We start from the raw sequence: 20,125 nt of genomic DNA on the forward strand, positions 1-20,125 counted from the left end.
ATGGCGGTTGGATTAGGATTTAGAAGCCATCAAGTAAGGTTACAAAGTTTCTTTTATTTCAATGGGCGACTTGGTACATACGTTGAAAACTATGGATATAACGAGAAAGTCCCAAACAAAGATTAGAGAATGAAAGAATCACACTTAGTTATTATTGATGATTTAATGTATACGGCCATGGATCCAAGAGAAGCAAATTTATTTTTTCAATTGGTCAATGACTTGTACAATAATTCGTCTATTATCTTAACCTCTAATCGTTCTCCAAAAGAGTGGACCGAACTGTTAGGTGACGTTGGTGTAGCAACAGCTATTTTGGATCGCCTCATTCATCGTGCAGAAATTGTTCATTTTAATGATTCAAGTTATAGAATGAAACATGAGAAATAATTATTAAAGAAGAAAGTATTCAAAATTAATAAGCAAATTTGTTCAAATGTACTTGACGCTTACAATAAAGCCTGAAACGCCAACTAAGTTCGTCTTTTATAAGCCTAGGGAGTAGTTGGGGGATGAATAGCGCTAGGTAAAAGTTAAATTGTTTAATTATTGTAATAATTGTATTATAATATCCTCTATAGGGTATTCTTTGAAAATGAAGATGGGGGTTCAGAAGGGAATTCTTCTGTTAAGAAAGTAACAACCACGGAAATTTATTTGAAGGAAATCATGAAAAAGGAAAATGACGCAGCGCAGAGTACATTGATGAGAAGAAATATTAAACAAGAACTTTTTAGCTCATTATCTTTGCGAGATAGTATTTTTCATTTCCCCTTTGTTTTTTATTTATTTTCTAGTTTTATTTTCTTACAAAAATAAGCTGATTTCAAGTTGATACTTTTTCTCCTGAATATAGAAAACATTAATAGCTTGTTAATAAGAGTAAAGGAATAACAAAATACCCCTAAAAAATAGAGGTATTTATCCATCTTATTTTGTTATTAATAGCGTGATATAACCTTGTTGCAGGTCTTTTAAGAGATCAATGTATCTTCTTCAGTATTTTGCTTATGGACAGCTGCCTTTTTCTCCAGTTTAATAAATAGGAATACTAGTCCTCCTAAGAATGGTGCAACAGCCATTGTAGCGAAACAATAAAAGTAACTGCCTGTTGCATCAATCACGGCACCTACAGCCAATGGCGAGATCATCGCACCTAGTTGCCAAATCATATTAACTAAACCGGATGCCGTTCCCAATAGTCTTTTTTCTACCGATTGGCCAATTATCGTATTCAAAACAGGGTAAAATGCATATCCTAAAATTCCCATCAATGGAATTAACAAATAGACTAATGGAAGATTTTTGTTTATTCCGAACCAGACTAACACTGGACCTAATAAAACCAAAATCCCAACCGTAAGAGCTTTTCGATTAACGTAGTCTGATAAAATCCCTGTAATTGGTTTAGACAACAATGCTGCAAATCCAAAGATCGACATGAGCAAACCAGCTTGGACTAAACTAAGATGCAACGATTTATTTAAATACGAATTCGCCCACGTTGCAATTGCCGTTGTAGCCCATTGCCCGCCAAAACCTGCAATCCCTACTAACATTAGATTCTTATTTTTAAGCAGTGACAGCATATCACTGCCAGAAACTTTATTAATTTGACCTTCTTTTTTCTTTTGAGAAATCGGAGTGAATTCTTTAAGAACAAAGAATCCGATCACTAACGCGATTAACGGAAGAATACCCCCAATGTAAAACGCATATCTCCAACCAAAACCATTAGCAACGGTAGGGACATAAAGGTTTACCAAGGAAACGGCTAATGAAGTAGATGTCATAAAAAGTCCATTCGCCAGTCCGCGCTTATTTTCAGGAAACCAATCATTAATTAACACAATACCTGCTGAAAAAATAGCCCCTGCACCCATTCCGGTTATTACCCTTGTGGCCATTCCCAATTCAAAATTTGGTGCAAATCCTGTAAGTAAAGTAAATATCCCCAGCATTGTAAAACATGAAAGCAAGACCTTACGATAACCATATTTATCAACGAGAAAACCGCCAGGAATCTGTGTAATAACATAGCCAATGTAAAAAGCTGTCATATAGCTTCCAGCTTGAGCAGCGTTAATACCCATGTCTTCTGAAGCCACAGGAATAATTGGAGTCCAGGACATTCTACTTACATATGAAAGTAAATAGGCTAACCAAGCAATGAATAAGGCGACAAAAGCCAATTTCAACTTATTTTTCATTTTTTCTTATTCCCCCTATAAGTTTTTTTAAGAATCGAATAACTTCTTAGTACCTTTCCAATACTATATTCTTATTACAAGCAATTAAACTGAAAGTGCTTACAATAATAAGAATGAAAGCGAAATACTTTTTTAACATAATATCTTCCTTTAATCGATATAAGTTAAATTGATAATTATTTCAATGATCCCTCCTATTTGTTTTATTTTAAAATAGTGAATAAATTGAAACTATTCAGTAAAAATAGAATAACAACCATTTATTTATAATTCAAATTGATAATTTACATAGGGCATATTAATAATCTTAATAACTTTATTAGTATGATAATATTAAAAACTATAATAAGTTAATAGGCTATATTAAAAAATGGTTAAAATAACATCGGGACGGCAGCAGAAGAAGTTTTTCCAGCCGCCCCATGCTCATCGATTAGTCGAATGAGAACATAGTTATATAAAATCTATTTCTAAACAAGGAAATCCAGCTAAAAATTTAGCTGGACTTTTTTAATAGAACCTACGAGGATATCTGTAAAAATTAAAATGAATTAGAGGTTTTCGAATTTACCAAAGATCATTTTGGATGTTTCGATAATTGTTTCTTTTATATTTTGAGGCAATTTAGAATGTAATACTAGATAAATGGGAGTAGGAGGAAGAGACTTACTAAGAGGAACTTTTTTTAGGTTACCATTCTTAAGTTCTTCTCTTACAATAATCTCTTGTAAAAAAGCAATACCTAATCCTTTACGAACCATCATTTTTAACCAGCCCACATTACTAATTTCTGCTTTTTTATAGTCTTTCAAACGGTTTTTTTCCAAAAATTCTTCTATATTTTTAGTGGTAACAAACTCGCTATTGTATACGATTATCCGTTCGTTTTCTAAATTGGACGGAGTTACTTTTTCCAACTTTGTAAGCGGATGATCAGGTGCGCAAACAAGTATATTTTGTTCATTGGCTATCTTAATTACTGAAAGATCTGGATGACTTCCTTTCTCAAAATGGTATGCAAATCCTATATCCACTTTTCCAGTACTAATATCTTCGGTAAGTTGCTCAGTTGATCTGATTTCGATTGGGAACTCGTAGCTAGGAAAGCAGTCATATAATATTTTCAATAATTCAGGCATGATCTCCACACCCATATGATTGATACAGGATATTTTAATTTCTTTGAGGTGTTCAGGTTCCACTTTCACTACATCTTGAACCTCTTCAATGAGTTGAACGGCCTTCTGAAAATAGGGATACACTTTTTTACCAACGTGTGTTAATGTTGTTTTCTTTCCATTTTCTCTATCAAATAGCGTACAATTGAGTTCATTTTCAAGTTGTTGAATTCGTACACTGATGGTTGGTTGACTTATATATAAAGCATCAGCCGCAGCCGAAAAACTGTTTTTCTCTACTACCATGAGGAATGCTTCAATATTTTTTAATTCCATAATTGTGTTCTCCCTTTTTCATCATTGCATTACCTATTAATAATTTTAATATATGACTAATAAACTATCAAATAGATATAATTTACTGTTTATGTAGTGAAAATAATTTTTAAAAAATAATAAAGGATTGGTCTCCAATGTAATCGACCATTAGTCTTCTAAAATCTATTAATTAATATTTCAAGTAATAAAATAAATGCAATGGAAAGCAACCATCTCTGAGGGGCTCTTCATTTTTAGGAGATTGGCTAGTTCTTGAAAATTATTATTGAAGTCATTATAGAAGGTTATAATGCCATAATTAAATTTTATACTGGTGGGCATAAAAAAAGTTAGGTATAGAGTATTTGAGGCGGTAACCACAATCAATTTTTAAGTTAACAATCGGATTATATAGTTTTATATCATCCGATTATGTTGATGAAAGCTTAATTCTTTATATTTACCGATTATTAAGTTATTTATAAAGCTTTTCAAAGGGGACAGCTAAAGAATTAATAAAATCTATACTATTCGTATAATACCAATTTTACGCTGCGTGAGCATTTAGAAGTCATTAACCACTGGGAAGCGATTGCCTATGTAGAGGAAATTGTCCATAAAGAAGAACCCGTATCTGAGTGGCAGATTTGGAATTTACATCGATAGTATTGAAAGGGATTGATGATGCCTATGCAGGTGTCTATCGCGATCGAATGGTTTTTATCTCCGGTGCCTCACATATACCACCAGCTCCTTATTTAATTCAAGAACAAATGGAGCAAATGATGACATGGTATCACTCAGGAGCAACATCCCTTCATCCAGTTGAACGCGGTGCGATGTTGCATGCCAATTTTGTTGGTATTTATCCATTCATTGATGGAAATGGTCGTACAGCACGTCTATTACTGAACTTAGAGCTAATGAAGGATGGATTTACCTTTTTACAAAACATACTCTTTTTGCACTTTCTTTTCGAAGTTTGCAATTTCAATTTAATTCACTTTTATTTCAAAACTTCAGTTTAAAGTGCGAATTATTGATTTTCCTGTTTTTTCTATTAATTTTGGTATGATTCAAACCAAAATTAATAGAAAAAATGGGAGACATCAACTGTATACTTATTATTAGAAATATTTTAGAATAGGAATACGCTTACATTATATAAGAAAAAGATGAACGTTACAAAATACTAGGGGGGACATGGAGCACCGCGACCCTAAATTGAAATAGAATAAGGATTCGCTTCACTCTAATGCTCCGAAAAGATCGAGATTTGCTAGAATAGTAAGATTAACCGCTGTCGGAAGTGGTACTTCAGGGGTGTTTAGTTCTTTTCTTCAGTTTCTCAAGAAGCAGATTGAAATTCTAAACAGTGGTGTTACTTCCCATAAAAAAAGTGTATAGAACTATTTGTCCTACACACTTTTTTATGGTCTTGTCAATTGAATGGACCAAGGTGCCTGTCCCCGCGTCCCTGGGCATTTACCCGAATTTCGACATGACTTCCTCCATTCCTTGACTAGTCTTTTTGAGGACAGTATAAACAAGAATAAATAGGGGGAATAAACGTTGAGAAATTTAATATGGTTTATATAGATCTCTACGTCTTAATACGATTCGCCTATGGATAAAAACAATAACTTCACTAATTTTTTACTATTGAAAATAGTAACGAAAATGGGGGATTTTCGATGGTAATGGTTTGTAAAGATCATGTCACAAAAGGAGTACGTGTATTACCTGCTCCACATGTGAAACAAATTCCAGAAAAAAGAAAGGAATGCTGCTTATTTTGTAAACAACAAGCAGCATATCAATTGTTTACTATAATGGGTGCACAGGCACCCCTGGAAAATCTTGTTTCACAAAACGTTTTACAGGATGGTTCATTGAAGGAAAATAATGAAATAAATGGAAGGGAGAGCAACTGATTATCCACCGGGGCAATGTGACAGGGACATTAATGGAACCTGTTATTCTAACGAATGTGACGAATGCTATGGCCATCGCACAGAATGAACAATTTGCGCCTGTTGCAGCCATTTTACCAGTAGATAGCGAAGAAGAGGCCATTAAAATCGCTAATGATAGTGAATATGGTTTAAGCGGTTCTGTCTTTACCAGGGATTTAGAGCAGGGTGTTGAAGTAGCATTAAAAATAGAGACTGGAATGATTCATGTAAATGACCAAAGTGTAAATTGTAAATCGATAGTCTTCGGGGAGTTTAACTAGATCTTCTTTGATTTGATTAAGATGAATATAACGATTAACCTCTATCAGTTAGAAGTAATGAACTCAGATCCAATTTTATTTTTCAAAAGCTGTAACGTTTATTGAAGTATTTAGCATACTTTGTATGCAGGTTTTCATGAAATAGCTCGTAGTGGTTTCTACCAATTCCATTTGAAAGTGGATATGGCTTGTCATGAGGCAATAGGCGGGAAGATGAAAGGGGTATAATTCTTTTGTTTCTGTCAACAGTTTCATGTACTGCATTCGATCATAATCATCATGGAAAAGGGGGTACTGACGTATGCCTCTGCGTGTAATATGATATTTTGCACCTGGCAGCCAAACACGATTTTTTCTAACCAAGAAATCATCTCCTTAGGAGTGTCAGGCACCACAAATGGACAAATATACTGCGAATGCCTTTTTACGGTGCCTGACACCAACATTTGTAAGGGTTTATATTACTTCTTAAAAATAACATCAACTAGCCACTTTGATAAAAGAGTGGTATTTGTTTTTTATGTTCTTATACGTATCAAGGTCTTTTAAATCAGAGCGTAAACTATCACAGGTGCAATGAGTCAATCTGTTTCGATAATCGATTTTAATCCATTCACTGTCTTTAAATTCTCTATGACAAACTTTACAAACTCCCATAATAAATGTCTCCTCTTTTATTATCGTTTGTGTATTTATTCACATTCTAACATATATTTACCTGGAAATGTTTGAATATTCCTTGAAGAAGAATCCATTGTAATGATCGTTAATGAGCTGTTTTTAATTGAAAGAAGTATTTACTTTTTAGACTCTTAAATGTATCTAAATCTTCCAGATTAGACTTTAAACTATCACATGTACAATGGGTTAATCTGTTTCTATAATCCAATTTAATCTAATCATTATCCTTTAATTTTTTTTTGCAAACTTTACAAGCACTCATTTTAAATCTCCTACGTTTTATTACTTGTGTATTTATTCACATTATAACACGCACTAATTATAGATGTCTATATATTATTGGATAATTATTGAATAACTTTTGGGTAAGTTTTTTAAAAATAAGAGGGTGTCCCAAAAGCAAATTTTTAGGGCACCCTCCGAATTAATCTATAATCCCAGTTGTACTTAAAAACACAAGAATAATTACAATTGGGACTGCCCATCTCATTAAGAGCTTCCATGTGTGAAAGTAAGGCTGCGATAAAGTATTAGCCAGGAAAAACTCCTGTTTTACAAGAGATTGATTCATTTTATACATAATAAAGAACGCAATAAATAGATTTCCGAGCGGGAGCATGATATTACTGACTAAAAAGTCGGTCAGGTCAAATACTGTCCTGTCAAGCCATTTAAAATCTGCCAGCAGGCTTGATGACAAGGCAGCAGGAATGCCGGCAAAGAAGACAATGATTCCTGAAATCCAAGAGACCTTTTTCCGCGAATATTTTCCGTTGGCCGTAAAAGCTGCCACAATAATTTCTAATAAGCTAAAGGATGAAGTAAGTGTTGCAAATAAAAATAGGATTAAAAATAAGCTTAAAAATAATTCCCCAAACGGCAGATGTCCAAATACCGTCGGAAGTACAATAAAGAGTAGGCCCGGTCCTTCGGTTGGTTCAAGACCAAAGGAAAATACGACAGGGAAAATCGCCAGTCCAGCAAGCAATGAAACAAATATATTCATGAACACAACAGAATTAGCCGAAGCAGGAATGCTGACATCTTTATCTAAATAAGAACTATACGTTACCATACAAGAGAATCCAACGGCTAAGGCAAAAAAGGACTGACCAAGCGCATATAAAACGGATTCACTTGTGATTTCTGAAAAGTCGGGCTCAAGGAAAAACTTCACGCCTTCCATTGCACCATCCAAAGTTAAAGAGCGAATCACTAGTATGATAAAAAAGATGAAAAGCAGCGGCATCATATATTTATTGGCTTTTTCAATCCCATTTTGCACACCAAGGGCTATAACTACAATGTTAACAAGTAAGAAAATAGCTAGTCCGACAATCGTAATAACGGGGCTTCCGGTGATCATGCCAAATAGCTCTGGATAGTTAGCTCCATTTTGAATCACTTTGCCAAATATGGATAACAGGCTGTAAATGAATACCCACCCTCCGACAACGCAATAAAAGGAGAGGAGAAGGAAGCAGCCTACCACGCCAAGGCGGCCAAGGTTCACCCATAAACTTTTAGGAGCTAATGTTTTATAAGCGCTGATAGCTTCCCTTCCGGAGCCGCGGCCAATAATAAATTCTGAGATAAGCATTGGCAGTCCGATTATTAACGTAAAAATAACAAAGATAAGAAAAAACGCTCCGCCGCCGCTCATACCGGTGACATAAGGGAATTTCCAAATAGCCCCCAAACCAATGGCAGCACCTGCTGAAGATAAAATGAATCCCAGCTTCGATGACCATTTTTCTGTCTTTTTTTCCATAAAATATTCCTCCAAAATAAATCAATCCGAAAGCTAATATGTATGTAATCCAAAATGCATGAAAGGGCAAACATATCTATTAAACAAACGTTTGTTTATTAACCTCCGATGTCTTTTTACATCATAACATAATCAAGCTGGCTAATAACATATTTTAAGGGGGAGTAGTATCTTTCAGTTCCCTACTAAAGACAACTACATGCCCCAGGTGGTATAATAACCTTGAATTTATGATAATATAAGTGTAAATAACAAATGGGGATGATTTCATGTTTATCGTAACAGAGGAAGCAAAAGCAGAAATTCAAGGCAGAATGGCAGAGTTTGGGAAGGCATATGCACGGCTTCAAATGCGTCATAGCTGCTATATGAAATTGAAATTAACGGTAGAAGATGAGATTCTGCCTAATGATATAGAAGAGGTAGTGGATGGTTTGCATTTTATTATCGATAAAGGCCATGAACATTACTTTTTCAATAAAAAAATTGTGTATGGACCAGATAAATTTGGCTTTAAAGAGTTTGATTTAGCACCATTAGAGGAAGACGAAGCTTAAAGCATATTCACACGATTCTCTCATATATTGTTACAAGCATGTACAAGGGGGGATCGATTTGAGATTTTATTATGGGCAGCAGATGCCACTACGCATACTGGATGAAGCAGAGTTTTGGAAGCACCAGGAAGAGGAACATACCGTAGTAATCAGAGCGCTGGTACCAAATTTAGAAGAGGAATATGTTGAAGCATTAGAGGAATGGGAAAAGGCACTTGGTGAGACGCATAAAAAAGTGCTTCGGTTTATTGAAACGGTTACCCGTTCAGGACTCCAAATTTCTCAGGCTTTGCAGCAGCAAGTAATGCAACTGGTGTCTTTTTGCTTGCAGCAAAGCTTACAGTTTATCAAGCTATGCCAGCAGATAAAAACCGAGAGCAAAGCTGTGAGTGCAAATCCGACTGCAAAGGTAGTCATTGATCACATTATTCGTGAGTCAGAATACTTTGTTGGGATCGCCCAGGCATTATTATATCATCAATAGCCATATTCATTCATTTTTATCATAGAAAAGAGCAGTGCATGACAGACAGACTAACGGGTTCTATTTTAAAGTGCAAAAAGTAAAAAACAAAAGCATGGTAATTCGTAAAGGAATGCCATGCTTTTTATATTTCTCTAAACCCTTATAAACCCCCAAAATCAAACGTTAAAATGCTGAAATAATGGGTGAAACTACTGGTGTTTTTAAAAGGAAATAAGTTATTTCTGTAACTTGAATATACTTACGATATTAGGAGGAATGATGGCATAGGTATGAGAATTCATAGGTGGAGATTTTCCGGCTAATGTATATAGTAGGGGCTTAAAAAGCAGATATATTCCGGCTAACTGTTCTAAATAAGACAAAATCCAAAGATTTGGATAAAATAAACGGAAAAAACTCCCTCTATTTTTAGGGACATATGGGTATTTCCCAATTTAAACGGAATTTTACCGTTTATTTTTCAAGCACAGTGAACCGTTAACAGTCAGAAACTGCTTTTTTCTATTTAATATAATAACGTACATAATCAAAGTTGGAGGTAGGGACCTTTTTGATTACCTCTCCATTTTCATTCTTATAGATTTCATATTCCCGATAGGTTTCTACCATATACCCGCCCACTACCGATTTATCTTCAAGAACCTTTTCTAATGTATAATCCTGTGCCGCCACTTCTTCACTTTCAGAAGCGGCTTCCTCATCTGTTGATACAACCGGCTCACTCTGTTCAGTGTCAGTATCAGTATCAGTTTCAGCCGCACCCTGGGCCTCGGCTAATAACACTTCATTCGGAATACTAGAGACACGGACATGCTCCTTGTTTATGAGGGAATAGGGAGATTCTAAGTAGATTAATAGAATGATGGTTATGGCAAGTCCGATCATAGGGATGGATTTTTTCATTTTTATCTACTCCTTCAAATTGTCTGATTAACAAGTTAGGCTGCAGTTAGCTATTACTTCAAATATATGCAAGTCCTCTTTTTTCATGTCCACACATTGTTAACAATTACGGATTTTTCCACTGTAGAACGTGATATTCATCACGGTGTATTTTTTTATAAAGAGTATACTTTCAGTATGAGAATAGTTCTCATCAATTAATAGACAAAAGTTAAATTCTCACTAATGGGGTGAGTAGAGATGGATAAAATAATTGACTTTCAGAAAACCGTTTATGAAATATGTACAGAGGATCCCTTTGTTATGGAAATCATGAAGGAGCTTGGCTTTGATCAAATCACGAAGCCGGGCATGCTGCAAACAGCAGGACGGGTGATGACGATAGCAAAAGGAGCCCGAATGAGAGGAATTGAGCTGTCTGACATCGCGCAAACATTTGAAAACCACGGCTATATCGTGAAGCAATCGATATGAATAAATACGAACATTATATTCTAGGAGGTTGAAACTGCTTCAAAAAAGTTAATAAAACCTATCATATCCTATTAAATTATATAGAAAATTTAATTTCATTTTCCCTTCATTAATCTTGTCATTCCTCTTTGGAACAGGTAAAATAAGAACAAATGTTCGAAAAGGGGTAAGCGTGATGAAGATCACAAAAATAGCAGTATTAGCAGTAGATAATGAACAGTTAAAGGATTTGGAACGGTTAAATCGATTAATGGCCGTTTTTTGCTCTGCTATACGATATTCCTTTAATCGTTTAGTGGAGGGGGAAAAAGAGGGAAAGCTCATAAAGAGAGTACAGGATCTATTTCACCTGAATAAACGATACGCCGAAGACGCTGTGATGCAAGCAAAAGCCGTTATGTCTAGCCAAGAAGAGTTATTGCCCATTCGACTAGAGAGTGTACAGGCAAAAATTCAAAAAACAGAGCGGAAAATAACGGATTACCAAACAGGGAAAAAAACGCCTAAAAAAGTTACAGCGGAGACCTGTTTGGAAGGCCTAGATGCTCGTTTAACCAAACTGAAAGAAAAGGAATCCACTCTTTTAAAACATCAACAAGAAGGTAGTACCATCTGTTATTTTTGGGAAAAAGGAAAACTTCTATAAACGTTTAAAAGGAAAAATCACCAATCATGAATGGAAGGAATTACGATCCAACACACTTTATTCTCGTGGGGATAAAACGAAAAAGGGGAATTTAAATATCCGAATAGTCTTCTGTGATCAAGAGCAAGAATTTTATCTCCATATAGCCAATCCATTACTTGTTGAAAAGGGAAAAAACAGTCCACGGTTGAGTTTTAAACTACAGATTCCTGACAAATATTTTTCTGACATTCTGGATGTTGTGATGCCTTCAACAACGGGAGTGAATGTCAAAGGAAAACCAATGGAAGAATATAAAGTTTATTCCATTGAACTAAAACGGAAAAAAGAAAAGTATTATGTTCATATTACCTATGATTTGGAAACTCCTTGTTCTGAATTACATTGGAGCGAAAAAATGACTTCAGATACGGTAGCTGGAATTGATTTAAATATTGATCGGGTGGCTGTATCGATTGTAACAAAGCAAGGAAATTGGTTAGAGAGTAGAACATTCTATTGTCATGAAATGGAATATGTGAAAAGGAATCGGAGAAGCAATATAGCAGGTGAAATAGCAAAACAAATCATCGACTTTTTAGTTAGTTGGAATGTAGGAGGATTTGTTTTAGAAGATCTTACATTTAAACAAGATCATGATACCCATCATCGATTCAATCGTTTGGTACACTCTTTTGCTAAGCAGAAACTGCAAAAAGCAATTATTTCTAGGGGGTTGAAATTCGGTTTTAAAATAAAGAAAGTCAATCCAGCCTTTTCTTCTGTCATTGGACGATTTAAATACGCAAAAATGTATGGCTTATCCGTACATGAGGCAGCTTCTTTTGTGATCGGAAGAAGAGGCTTAGATTTTGAAGAAAAAATTCCAAAGGAATTACTAAAGGAATTGAAGACGAAGGTGAAACCTTTTTTGATTCAACTTCTTCTTGGGTCAATGGAAGAATCCGAGAAGCACTCAAAAAAGGGGAAACAAAGACGTCAATATATAGGTATGATGATTAAAAATATTGAACATTTCAAAGAAAATCACCGTTGGAAACTGTGGAATGTTGTGCATAAAACATTAATGATGAAGAACCAGGAATTACAACTGAAGGAGGTGTCATCCTGGTGCTAAAATCTCTGCGGTAAACTGACCTCTGGAAGGAATGGTTTATCGCAGCCAAGCTGGCTCTAACAGAGCGCCACAGGTTGTTTTGAACAATAGGTTCATGACATGGGGCTAAAAAAGTCCCTTCCTGATGGAATGACGTGGGAATCGTCACAGTATGTCCTTTTTTCTTGGTTCGGGGACGGAATAAATGTAATTTTTGATAGATTTTAGTAACCAGGATGGAATCATGAGCGAACTAATCAATAATCGTGAAGTAATGGAAAATAAAAGTGAACGTCAAGCCATGTTGAAGGAAATTATTAAAGAGCTGCATGCCGGGAAAAGCGTTGAAGAAGTAAAAGCAAGGTTTGAAGAAGCTGTCGGTGATGTAACCGTTGCGGAAATTTCTCAGATGGAGCATGACTTGATGGTGGAGGAAGGAATCCCTGTTGCGGAAGTACAGCGCCTTTGCTCTGTCCACACGGCTATTTTTAAAGGTTCCATTGAAGAAATTCACCGTTCTGACAAGCCGGAGGATCAGCCAGGGCACCCTGTTCATACATGGAAATTAGAGAATAAAGAAATTGATCTGCTTGTTAACTTTAAGCTTCAGCTTCATATGGAACGCTTTGAAAAAGAAGATTCCGATGAAAATCGATTTAAGCTGATCGAGGACTTAAACCTGCTATTGGATGTAGATAAGCACTATTCCAGAAAGGAAAATCTGCTGTTCCCTTACCTCGAAAAGTATGGAATTGACGGTCCTACGAAGGTCATGTGGGGAGTAGATGATGCCATTCGTCTGGCGATTAAAGAAGCAAAGGCATTTTTAGTAGAATACTTTGGAAATAAAGTAGAAGTTATCGGTGTTCTGAAGCATGTAATTAAAGAAGTTTCTGAAATGATCTTCAAAGAAGAAAATATCCTATTCCCAATGGCGCTTCAAACATTAACAGAGGATGAGTGGGTCAATATTGCTGCTGAAAGTGATGAAATCGGCTTCTGCTTAACAGCACCGCATGGAGTATGGAAGCCTGAACGCCATCCTTTGGCTGTGGAAGAAGCAAAAGAAGAAGAGGTAAAAGCAGACGGATTTATCCGTTTTGAAACAGGAATTGTATCACTGAAACAGCTAGAGACATTGTTGAACCATCTACCAGTTGACCTAACGTTCATTGATGAAAATGATGTGGTTCGTTATTTCTCTCATGGAAAAGAAAGAATTTTTGCTAGAACAAAGGCTGTTATCGGACGTACTGTGCAAAACTGTCATCCACCGCAAAGTGTCCATGTCGTAGAAGAGCTTTTACGAGATTTCAAATCCGGTAAAAAGGATGCAGAAGATTTCTGGATTTCATTTAAAGATAAATTTGTCTATATTCGTTACTTTGCAGTAAGAGACGAGAATGGAACATACATGGGAACGCTGGAATTCACACAAAATGTTGCGCCAATTCGTGCCTTAGAGGGAGAAAAACGTATTTTATCATGAGAAAAAATTTGAAATAGACTTGTAACTTATGAGGCAAAAGAAAAACAAACACAAACGCCTATTAAAAGGGTGTAGTCTTCGTTACTCCATATAAAGCTAATCTTATTGATGGAAGAGGTACATTGTAAAACGCTCCATGAAAAAAGCCAGTCATTATTCCATTGGACACCCAATAGCTTTCAATACAGTATAGGTCAACTGCAGTTTTGCAGTTGGCCTTAATCGACTAACGAACTCCTACATCTTCTATTTCATATCAAATTCCTCCTTCAAATCCGTACCTCATTTCTTATACTGAGTGCAGTTATTTTACCCTCTTTATATGTGATAACTAATCAGTAACACTGTAGAATTCCCTGTTAATTTGTTATAATATTCATAAAACTTATAATATTATGTTATTTATATGAAAAATTAAACAAATATAGTGAAAGTGGGAGATAGGTCAATATGATTACAGGTCATTTTCTCAATAATCAATTACTAGATATAGTATTTGAAAGTACATATTATGGAACCGTTATTGTTGATAGTGATGAGAAAATTCAATATATGAGCAAAAATTATTGTGAATTTTTAGGGCTCGAACGGGAATTAGTGATTGGTCATCATGTAACGAATATAATTGAAAACACGAGGATGCATTTAGTCGTACAAACAGGAAAAACGGAAATTGCTGATTTGCAATTTCTTCATGGCAATTATTTAATCACTAATCGTATGCCAATTATCGAAAATAATAAAATAATCGGTGCAATAGGGATTATACTTTTTCGTGATCTTGCTGATTGGAAGAGTTTGAACAGCCATATTAACGAGATTCTGACAAAACATAATTTCTTCAAACAAGAATGGGAATTTCCTAAAGGAGTAAGGTATACATTAAACGATTTAATTGGGAAATCACCTAAAATACAAGAGTTAAAAGATCGTGTAATAAAAGTTGCGGTGGGTGATATCTCTGTTTTGATTCGGGGAGAAAGCGGCACAGGTAAAGAAGTGATTGCACATAGTCTTCATCAGTTAAGCGGTCGCAGTGAAAAACCATTTGTAAAGGTGAATTGCGGTTCCATTCCGGAACATTTAATTGAATCCGAACTGTTTGGGTATGAAGAAGGTGCTTTTACTGGAGCAAAAAAGGGAGGTAAACCGGGTAAGTTTCAACTTGCTGATGGTGGAACCATTTTCTTGGATGAAATTGGTGATATGCCTCTTCATATGCAGGTTAAGTTATTAAGGGTTCTTCAGGAGAAGGAATATGAGCCTGTGGGTTCAATGTATCCTAAAAAAGTAAATGTACGAGTGATTGCAGCTACAAACCGTCCTTTAGAAAAAATGATTGAACAAAAACGATTTCGGGAAGATTTATTTTATCGCATCAATGCGATCCAGTTATTTATCCCTGCGTTACGTGATCGAATGGAGGATCTCCCTTTACTTGTAGACCATTTCCTAAAACGATCTGCGTCCAAAATTGGAAAACGCGTGACTTCTATACACCCCGAGGTTCTTTTATTAATGCAGCAATATGAGTGGCCGGGAAATATAAGGGAATTAGAGAATGTGATTGATGCAGGCGTTTATCTTACCGCTAACAAAGAAATCCAAATAGAGGATTTACCTGAGTATTTAAAGAATCATTCGTTCGAAACAGAAGAAAGAAGTTTAAAGGATATTGTAGAGAAAACAGAAAGAAAGGTAATAGAGGATGCATTAAAGAGATTTAATTTCGATAAAAATAAGGCAGCGGCAGCATTGGGAATCGGGAACTCTACCATATATGAGAAAATAAAAAAATACCAGATTTTTGGACAAAGTAAATAAATCCAGACTTTCAGAATTTTTTCCGAAAGTCTGGATTTATTTTTATTTCAAGGTATTGTTGCCTGTTTCTTTGAAATGCCAAGCTTTGACTCATATGAAATGGGTCATGCTTCATTACAAATGAACGGACATATTTTCATTGCTTTCCAGAAAGTCAGAAAAAGCAGCAGTAGATTCGATTATTAAAATCAAAAAATACTGATTATGCAGACAATTTAATTTTTGGCACGAACCTTGCTTTAGTTAAGGATGAGAACGATAGCAGGAAAAGAGGAGGAAAGTTCATTGGATATTGGTCTTTTCACAAGAAAGATGGTAAATGATTTTAATACATCAAATCCTGGAAAAATAGCCATACAAGAAGAAACGGGAAAATCGTGGACGTATTCAGAGCTCCACCATATATCAAATTCTTATGCGAACAAACTATATGAACTTGGAGTTCGAAAAGGGGACCGTGTTGGAATTTTGCTTCATAACTGTCTTGAATATTTCGGCCTTTATTTTGCTGCTGCGAAAATCGGAGCCATTGCTGTACGGCTTAACTTTCGGCTCTCAAGTGCTGAGCTTGAATATGCATTAAACGATTCACAGACAAAAATCTTATGCTTTCATTCAAGTTTAGATCAACAGCTGGAACAAGTTCTTCATCAAGTTTCGGTTGAGAATTACATTTGCCTTGAAAATGACCAAGGTACAATCCCAAGTTGGTCTAAGCCGTGGAGTCTATTAGAAAGCGGTTCAGCAGATGAGGTAAAAGTCAATCACATTAAACTAAGTGATCCGGTTATGCTGATGTATACATCTGGGACAACTGGCAGACCTAAAGGTGCGATTTGGACCCATGATACAACGTATTGGTTTTCTGCGATACAAGCATTGAAATGGAAATTTACTGGGCAGGAAATTGGGATGACTACTGGACCACTATATCATGTTGGAGCGATGGAAGATATTGCACTTCCGATTCTGATGATGGGCGGTACGGTTATCATTACAAAAAGCCAAGGTTTCGAGGTTAGAAGGATCCTATCAGTCTTTGAACATGAAAATGTCACTCATTGCTTTTTATTTCCATTTATGATTTATGAGATGCTAAATCTGCCTGAGCTGGATAATTATCATCTAAAGGCGTTAAAAACGATTTATACCGGTGGTGACCCGTTAATGCCATGGGCACTTGAACGGTTAAAAATGAAGTTTCCGCATCTTGGAGTTGTTCAAGTGTACGGTTTAACTGAAGGGCAGCCAATTGCAGCTGCGCTCGATCCAGAAGATGCTTTTACGAAGGGTCATACCGTTGGAAAACCATTGCCACTTACAGAAATAAATATTATTGATGATCATGGAATGCCTCTTGCTGTTGGAGAAATTGGTGAAATTGCTATAAAAAGTCCAGCTGTTTCAGAGGGTTATTGGAGGAAGCCGGATGCAACAATGGAAACATTTGTGAATGGATGGTGTAAAACTGGAGATTTAGGAAGATTTGATGAAGATGGGTACCTATCGATCGCAGGCCGAAAAAAGGACATGATTCGAAGCGGTGGTGAAAATATTTACGCCGCAGAAATTGAAGATGTCTTATACCGCCATCAGGATGTGAAGGAAGTTTCTATTATTGGTATTCCCGATCCAAAATACATTGAAGCTGTATGTGCTGTCATTGTTAAAAAGGAAGGATCCAACCTTACGGAAGATGATGTAATTGAATTCTGTAAAAAACACCTTGCAAGTTATAAGAAACCTAGAGAGGTCAGATTTGTTGAAAAAATCCCTCGCACTCCATCAGGAAAGGTTCAAAAGTATATTTTACGAAATCAGTATAGCAATGCCCTTAATTAAAATTTAACGGTAGAAATCCATGTCTAATTCTATAGAAGTTTAGGAGGAATCCGATGAATACAATTCAAGTTGTATCGTTTTCGCAGGAGAGACAAATTGCAAAAATTGTGATTAATAATTCGCCTGTCAATGTACTTAGTGCGGACGTTATTGAACAATTGACACTTTTAATCGAAGAAATAGAAAACAATCCTGAGATTAAGGTGGTTATTATTACCGGCGATGGTGAAAAAGCTTTTGTTGCTGGTGGAGATATAAAGGGCTTCCCAGAATGGATGGGAAAAGGAGTAGAGGAAGCAAAAAAGAAGTCCCTTTGGCTTCAAGAACCACTTAACAAGCTTGAACGGTTGTCCCTGCCAACGATTGCTGCTATTAACGGGGTAGCGCTAGGGGGAGGCTGTGAACTAGCTTTAAGTTGTGATATTCGTATAGCGGAAGAACAAATAAAGATTGGGCTTCCGGAAATTAAATTGGGTTTGTTTCCTGGGGCTGGAGGAACACAAAGGCTGTCTCGGCTTGTTGGAAAAGCGAAAGCAAAAGAAATGATTTTCACAGGAGAGCCTCTAAACGCGGAAGAAGCCAAACAAATTGGACTGGTTAATCACGTTGTTCCTAGAGGGAAATCACTGGAAAAGGCGATGGAAATGGCAGAATCCATTACTAGCTTTTCATTACCTGCTCTTTCTTTTGCCAAGCGTTCAATTGACATTGGCTATGAACAGCCTTTAGAGGAAGGGTTAGTAACGGAAGCTGAATATTTTGGCCATGTTTTTCAAACGAAGGATGTAAAGGAAGGCGTTGAAGCCTTTATTCAAAAACGGGAACCTAAATTTTTAGATAAGTAAGCTAGAAATCTATTGAGTTATGGAAGGAGCGAAACGATTGTTCTCTAAAATTTTGATTGCTAATCGTGGTGAAATTGCTTTAAGAATTATACGGACTTGCAAAAGGCTTGGCATTCAAACTGTTGCTATCTATTCAGAAGCAGACGCCGACTCACTATTTGTACAACAAGCAGACGAATCCTATTGTGTAGGTAAACCTCCGGTCAACCAAAGCTATTTAAATGCGGATGAAATTATCCGTGTTGCCATAATAAGCGGGGCGCAGGCCGTTCATCCAGGGTATGGACTTTTATCAGAAAATGCCGATTTTGCGAAGAAATGTTTAGCTGCAGGACTTGTATTCATTGGTCCATCACCGGAAATCATTGCTTCCATGGGAAGCAAAATAGAAGCACGTAAGACGATGAAAAACGCCGGTGTACCGGTAATCGAAGGAATTGATACTTCATTGGACAATGAAGTGGAAGCAAGAGAGGCTGGAAGGGTCATTGGCTATCCACTGATGTTAAAGGCTTCAGCAGGAGGCGGCGGAATCGGAATGCAGCTTGTGAACTCTGAGGAAGAGCTTTTGAAGGCCTTTGCCGGTAATAAAAAAAGGGCTGAGTCCTTTTTTGGTGATGGAGCAATGTTCTTAGAAAAATATATTGCAGAACCACATCATATTGAAGTCCAGATTCTAGCAGATACACATGGCAATGTAGTTCCGCTTTGGGAAAGAGAGTGCTCCATCCAACGCAGGAATCAAAAAGTAGTAGAAGAAGCCCCATCGCCCTTTATCAGTGAGGAAACACGTGAAAAAATGCTTGATGCAGCAGTCAAGGCAGCCAAACATATTGGCTATTTCAATGCCGGGACTATTGAGTTTTTAGTCGATCGTGAGCAAAACTTCTACTTTTTAGAAATGAATACGCGATTGCAAGTCGAGCATCCCGTTACAGAAGAGATTACCGGTCTCGACCTTGTCGAAGAGCAGTTGAAAGTGGCTTCTGGTGAACACTTATCCTTTTCACGGGGTGATGTTCAGCTAAATGGGCATGCCATTGAAGTACGGATATATGCGGAGGACCCTGTCAGGTTTTTACCATCACCGGGGAAAATTACAGCATTTCAACTTCCGGAGGGAGAAGGCATCCGCAATGAATGCGCCATTGAGGCAGGTTCACAGGTGACTCCATTTTATGACCCGATGATTGCAAAGCTGATTGCTTGGGGGGAGACGCGCAGGGAGGCATGTAACAGAATAAAGAAAGCACTGGAAGATTATAAAATTGAGGGAATCAAAACCAATATACCTATGCTGATCCAAACGGTCAGCCATGAGCAATTTTTATTAGGATATACAACAACAGAGTTCGTGAATGAGTATTACTTACCAAAGAAAACGACCGCAAAATGAGGAGGAAATAAAAATGACAACAATTGCAGCAAGTATGGCAGGGAATGTATGGAAAGTGTTGGTTTCAGAGGGTGAAAAGGTAGAGGAAGGCCAGGATGTAGTCATCCTTGAATCGATGAAAATGGAAATTCCGATTTCTGCTGAGCAGGATGGTGTAGTGAAGAAAATTCATATTCAAGAAGGAGACTTTGTTAACGATGCAGATGGGCTCGTTGATATTGAATAGGAGGCT

General features: G+C 36.5%; 19 protein-coding genes and 1 pseudogene. 15 read left to right on the forward strand and 5 right to left on the reverse strand.

What is annotated here, in order from left to right; translation table 11 throughout:
- Window positions 1-129 precede the first annotated feature (129 nt).
- Window positions 130-390: an ATP-binding protein gene (locus R4Z09_RS01595; RefSeq protein WP_338450674.1), complete on the forward strand. Its 261-nt coding sequence runs from the start codon at window positions 130-132 to the stop codon at window positions 388-390.
- Between the two features lie 584 nt (window positions 391-974).
- Here R4Z09_RS01595 and R4Z09_RS01600 read toward each other — a convergent pair.
- Complete coding sequence (locus tag R4Z09_RS01600) at window positions 975-2,210, reverse strand: MFS transporter (protein ID WP_338450675.1); 1,236 nt, start codon at window positions 2,208-2,210, stop codon at window positions 975-977.
- Window positions 2,211-2,761: 551 nt separating this feature from the next.
- Entirely contained in the window at window positions 2,762-3,664 is a 903-nt protein-coding gene (locus R4Z09_RS01605) for a LysR family transcriptional regulator (RefSeq protein WP_338450676.1), read from the reverse strand.
- 629 nt (window positions 3,665-4,293) lie between these two features.
- Here R4Z09_RS01605 and R4Z09_RS01610 point away from each other — a divergent pair.
- The 3 genes and pseudogenes from R4Z09_RS01610 to R4Z09_RS01620 form a co-directional block, all read left to right on the forward strand.
- A complete protein-coding gene (locus R4Z09_RS01610) occupies window positions 4,294-4,674 on the forward strand; it encodes a Fic family protein (RefSeq protein WP_338450677.1) in 381 nt (126 codons plus the stop codon).
- 666 nt (window positions 4,675-5,340) lie between these two features.
- Window positions 5,341-5,580 (forward strand): hypothetical protein, encoded by a 240-nt coding sequence (locus R4Z09_RS01615; protein ID WP_338450678.1) that lies wholly within the window; start codon window positions 5,341-5,343, stop codon window positions 5,578-5,580.
- 8 nt (window positions 5,581-5,588) lie between these two features.
- Window positions 5,589-5,864, forward strand: a pseudogene (locus R4Z09_RS01620) (aldehyde dehydrogenase family protein); the annotation flags it as partial.
- A gap of 93 nt (window positions 5,865-5,957) precedes the next feature.
- Here the strand turns inward: R4Z09_RS01620 and R4Z09_RS01625 are convergent.
- Window positions 5,958-6,245, reverse strand: a complete 288-nt coding sequence (locus tag R4Z09_RS01625) for a hypothetical protein (protein ID WP_338450680.1) — start codon at window positions 6,243-6,245, stop codon at window positions 5,958-5,960.
- Window positions 6,246-6,987: 742 nt separating this feature from the next.
- A complete protein-coding gene (locus R4Z09_RS01630; protein WP_338450681.1) occupies window positions 6,988-8,334 on the reverse strand; it encodes a sodium-dependent transporter in 1,347 nt (448 codons plus the stop codon).
- A 269-nt stretch (window positions 8,335-8,603) separates the two neighbouring features.
- Between R4Z09_RS01630 and R4Z09_RS01635 the strand changes: the two genes are divergently transcribed.
- Both R4Z09_RS01635 and R4Z09_RS01640 read left to right on the forward strand, forming a co-directional pair.
- On the forward strand, window positions 8,604-8,891 hold the full coding sequence (locus R4Z09_RS01635; protein WP_338450682.1) for an iron-sulfur cluster biosynthesis: 288 nt from the start codon (window positions 8,604-8,606) through the stop codon (window positions 8,889-8,891).
- A gap of 58 nt (window positions 8,892-8,949) precedes the next feature.
- On the forward strand, window positions 8,950-9,375 hold the full coding sequence (locus R4Z09_RS01640) for a DUF2935 domain-containing protein (protein ID WP_338450683.1): 426 nt from the start codon (window positions 8,950-8,952) through the stop codon (window positions 9,373-9,375).
- 504 nt (window positions 9,376-9,879) lie between these two features.
- On the opposite strand, the gene R4Z09_RS01645 is transcribed toward R4Z09_RS01640, so the two are convergent.
- Window positions 9,880-10,281, reverse strand: coding sequence for a hypothetical protein (locus tag R4Z09_RS01645; RefSeq protein WP_338450684.1), 402 nt, complete (start codon window positions 10,279-10,281; stop codon window positions 9,880-9,882).
- A gap of 240 nt (window positions 10,282-10,521) precedes the next feature.
- Here R4Z09_RS01645 and R4Z09_RS01650 point away from each other — a divergent pair, with 240 nt between their 5' ends.
- The 9 genes from R4Z09_RS01650 (at window position 10,522) to R4Z09_RS01690 (ending at window position 20,119) form a co-directional block, all read left to right on the forward strand.
- Window positions 10,522-10,755: a DUF1858 domain-containing protein gene (locus tag R4Z09_RS01650; RefSeq protein ID WP_338450685.1), complete on the forward strand. Its 234-nt coding sequence runs from the start codon at window positions 10,522-10,524 to the stop codon at window positions 10,753-10,755.
- A gap of 175 nt (window positions 10,756-10,930) precedes the next feature.
- A complete protein-coding gene (locus tag R4Z09_RS01655) occupies window positions 10,931-11,401 on the forward strand; it encodes a transposase (protein WP_338450686.1) in 471 nt (156 codons plus the stop codon).
- Between the two features lie 244 nt (window positions 11,402-11,645).
- Complete coding sequence (locus R4Z09_RS01660) at window positions 11,646-12,518, forward strand: IS200/IS605 family accessory protein TnpB-related protein (RefSeq protein ID WP_338450687.1); 873 nt, start codon at window positions 11,646-11,648, stop codon at window positions 12,516-12,518.
- A 223-nt stretch (window positions 12,519-12,741) separates the two neighbouring features.
- On the forward strand, window positions 12,742-13,986 hold the full coding sequence (locus R4Z09_RS01665; protein WP_338450688.1) for a DUF438 domain-containing protein: 1,245 nt from the start codon (window positions 12,742-12,744) through the stop codon (window positions 13,984-13,986).
- Between the two features lie 450 nt (window positions 13,987-14,436).
- The gene (locus R4Z09_RS01670; protein WP_338450689.1) at window positions 14,437-15,810 is read left to right on the forward strand and encodes a sigma-54 interaction domain-containing protein; all 1,374 of its coding nucleotides are present in this window, start codon (window positions 14,437-14,439) and stop codon (window positions 15,808-15,810) included.
- Window positions 15,811-16,095: 285 nt separating this feature from the next.
- Window positions 16,096-17,652 carry a long-chain fatty acid--CoA ligase gene (locus R4Z09_RS01675; RefSeq protein WP_338450690.1) on the forward strand — a complete coding sequence of 519 codons (1,557 nt, stop codon included), beginning with the start codon at window positions 16,096-16,098 and terminating at the stop codon, window positions 17,650-17,652.
- A 53-nt stretch (window positions 17,653-17,705) separates the two neighbouring features.
- On the forward strand, window positions 17,706-18,497 hold the full coding sequence (locus R4Z09_RS01680) for an enoyl-CoA hydratase (RefSeq protein WP_338450691.1): 792 nt from the start codon (window positions 17,706-17,708) through the stop codon (window positions 18,495-18,497).
- A gap of 37 nt (window positions 18,498-18,534) precedes the next feature.
- Complete coding sequence (locus R4Z09_RS01685; RefSeq protein WP_338450692.1) at window positions 18,535-19,893, forward strand: acetyl-CoA carboxylase biotin carboxylase subunit; 1,359 nt, start codon at window positions 18,535-18,537, stop codon at window positions 19,891-19,893.
- Window positions 19,856-20,119: an acetyl-CoA carboxylase biotin carboxyl carrier protein subunit gene (locus tag R4Z09_RS01690; RefSeq protein ID WP_338450693.1), complete on the forward strand. Its 264-nt coding sequence runs from the start codon at window positions 19,856-19,858 to the stop codon at window positions 20,117-20,119. The genes R4Z09_RS01685 and R4Z09_RS01690 overlap by 38 nt, the downstream gene beginning before the upstream one ends.
- The last annotated feature ends 6 nt before the right edge of the window (window positions 20,120-20,125 follow it).

Source organism: Niallia oryzisoli (assembly GCF_036670025.1).
Lineage (GTDB): Bacteria > Bacillota > Bacilli > Bacillales > Cytobacillaceae > Bacillus_BD > Bacillus_BD oryzisoli.

Excerpts from the sequence above, each read along its gene's own strand:
- R4Z09_RS01595 (WP_338450674.1), top strand. The coding sequence starts at position 130 with ATGAAAGAATCACACTTAGTTATTATTGATGATTTAATGTATACGGCC.
- R4Z09_RS01600 (WP_338450675.1), bottom strand. The coding sequence starts at position 2,210 with ATGAAAAATAAGTTGAAATTGGCTTTTGTCGCCTTATTCATTGCTTGG.
- R4Z09_RS01605 (WP_338450676.1), bottom strand. The coding sequence starts at position 3,664 with ATGGAATTAAAAAATATTGAAGCATTCCTCATGGTAGTAGAGAAAAAC.
- R4Z09_RS01615 (WP_338450678.1), top strand. The coding sequence starts at position 5,341 with ATGGTAATGGTTTGTAAAGATCATGTCACAAAAGGAGTACGTGTATTA.
- R4Z09_RS01630 (WP_338450681.1), bottom strand. The coding sequence starts at position 8,334 with ATGGAAAAAAAGACAGAAAAATGGTCATCGAAGCTGGGATTCATTTTA.
- R4Z09_RS01635 (WP_338450682.1), top strand. The coding sequence starts at position 8,604 with ATGTTTATCGTAACAGAGGAAGCAAAAGCAGAAATTCAAGGCAGAATG.
- R4Z09_RS01645 (WP_338450684.1), bottom strand. The coding sequence starts at position 10,281 with ATGAAAAAATCCATCCCTATGATCGGACTTGCCATAACCATCATTCTA.
- R4Z09_RS01650 (WP_338450685.1), top strand. The coding sequence starts at position 10,522 with ATGGATAAAATAATTGACTTTCAGAAAACCGTTTATGAAATATGTACA.
- R4Z09_RS01655 (WP_338450686.1), top strand. The coding sequence starts at position 10,931 with ATGAAGATCACAAAAATAGCAGTATTAGCAGTAGATAATGAACAGTTA.
- R4Z09_RS01660 (WP_338450687.1), top strand. The coding sequence starts at position 11,646 with ATGCCTTCAACAACGGGAGTGAATGTCAAAGGAAAACCAATGGAAGAA.
- R4Z09_RS01665 (WP_338450688.1), top strand. The coding sequence starts at position 12,742 with ATGAGCGAACTAATCAATAATCGTGAAGTAATGGAAAATAAAAGTGAA.
- R4Z09_RS01670 (WP_338450689.1), top strand. The coding sequence starts at position 14,437 with ATGATTACAGGTCATTTTCTCAATAATCAATTACTAGATATAGTATTT.
- R4Z09_RS01680 (WP_338450691.1), top strand. The coding sequence starts at position 17,706 with ATGAATACAATTCAAGTTGTATCGTTTTCGCAGGAGAGACAAATTGCA.
- R4Z09_RS01690 (WP_338450693.1), top strand. The coding sequence starts at position 19,856 with ATGAGTATTACTTACCAAAGAAAACGACCGCAAAATGAGGAGGAAATA.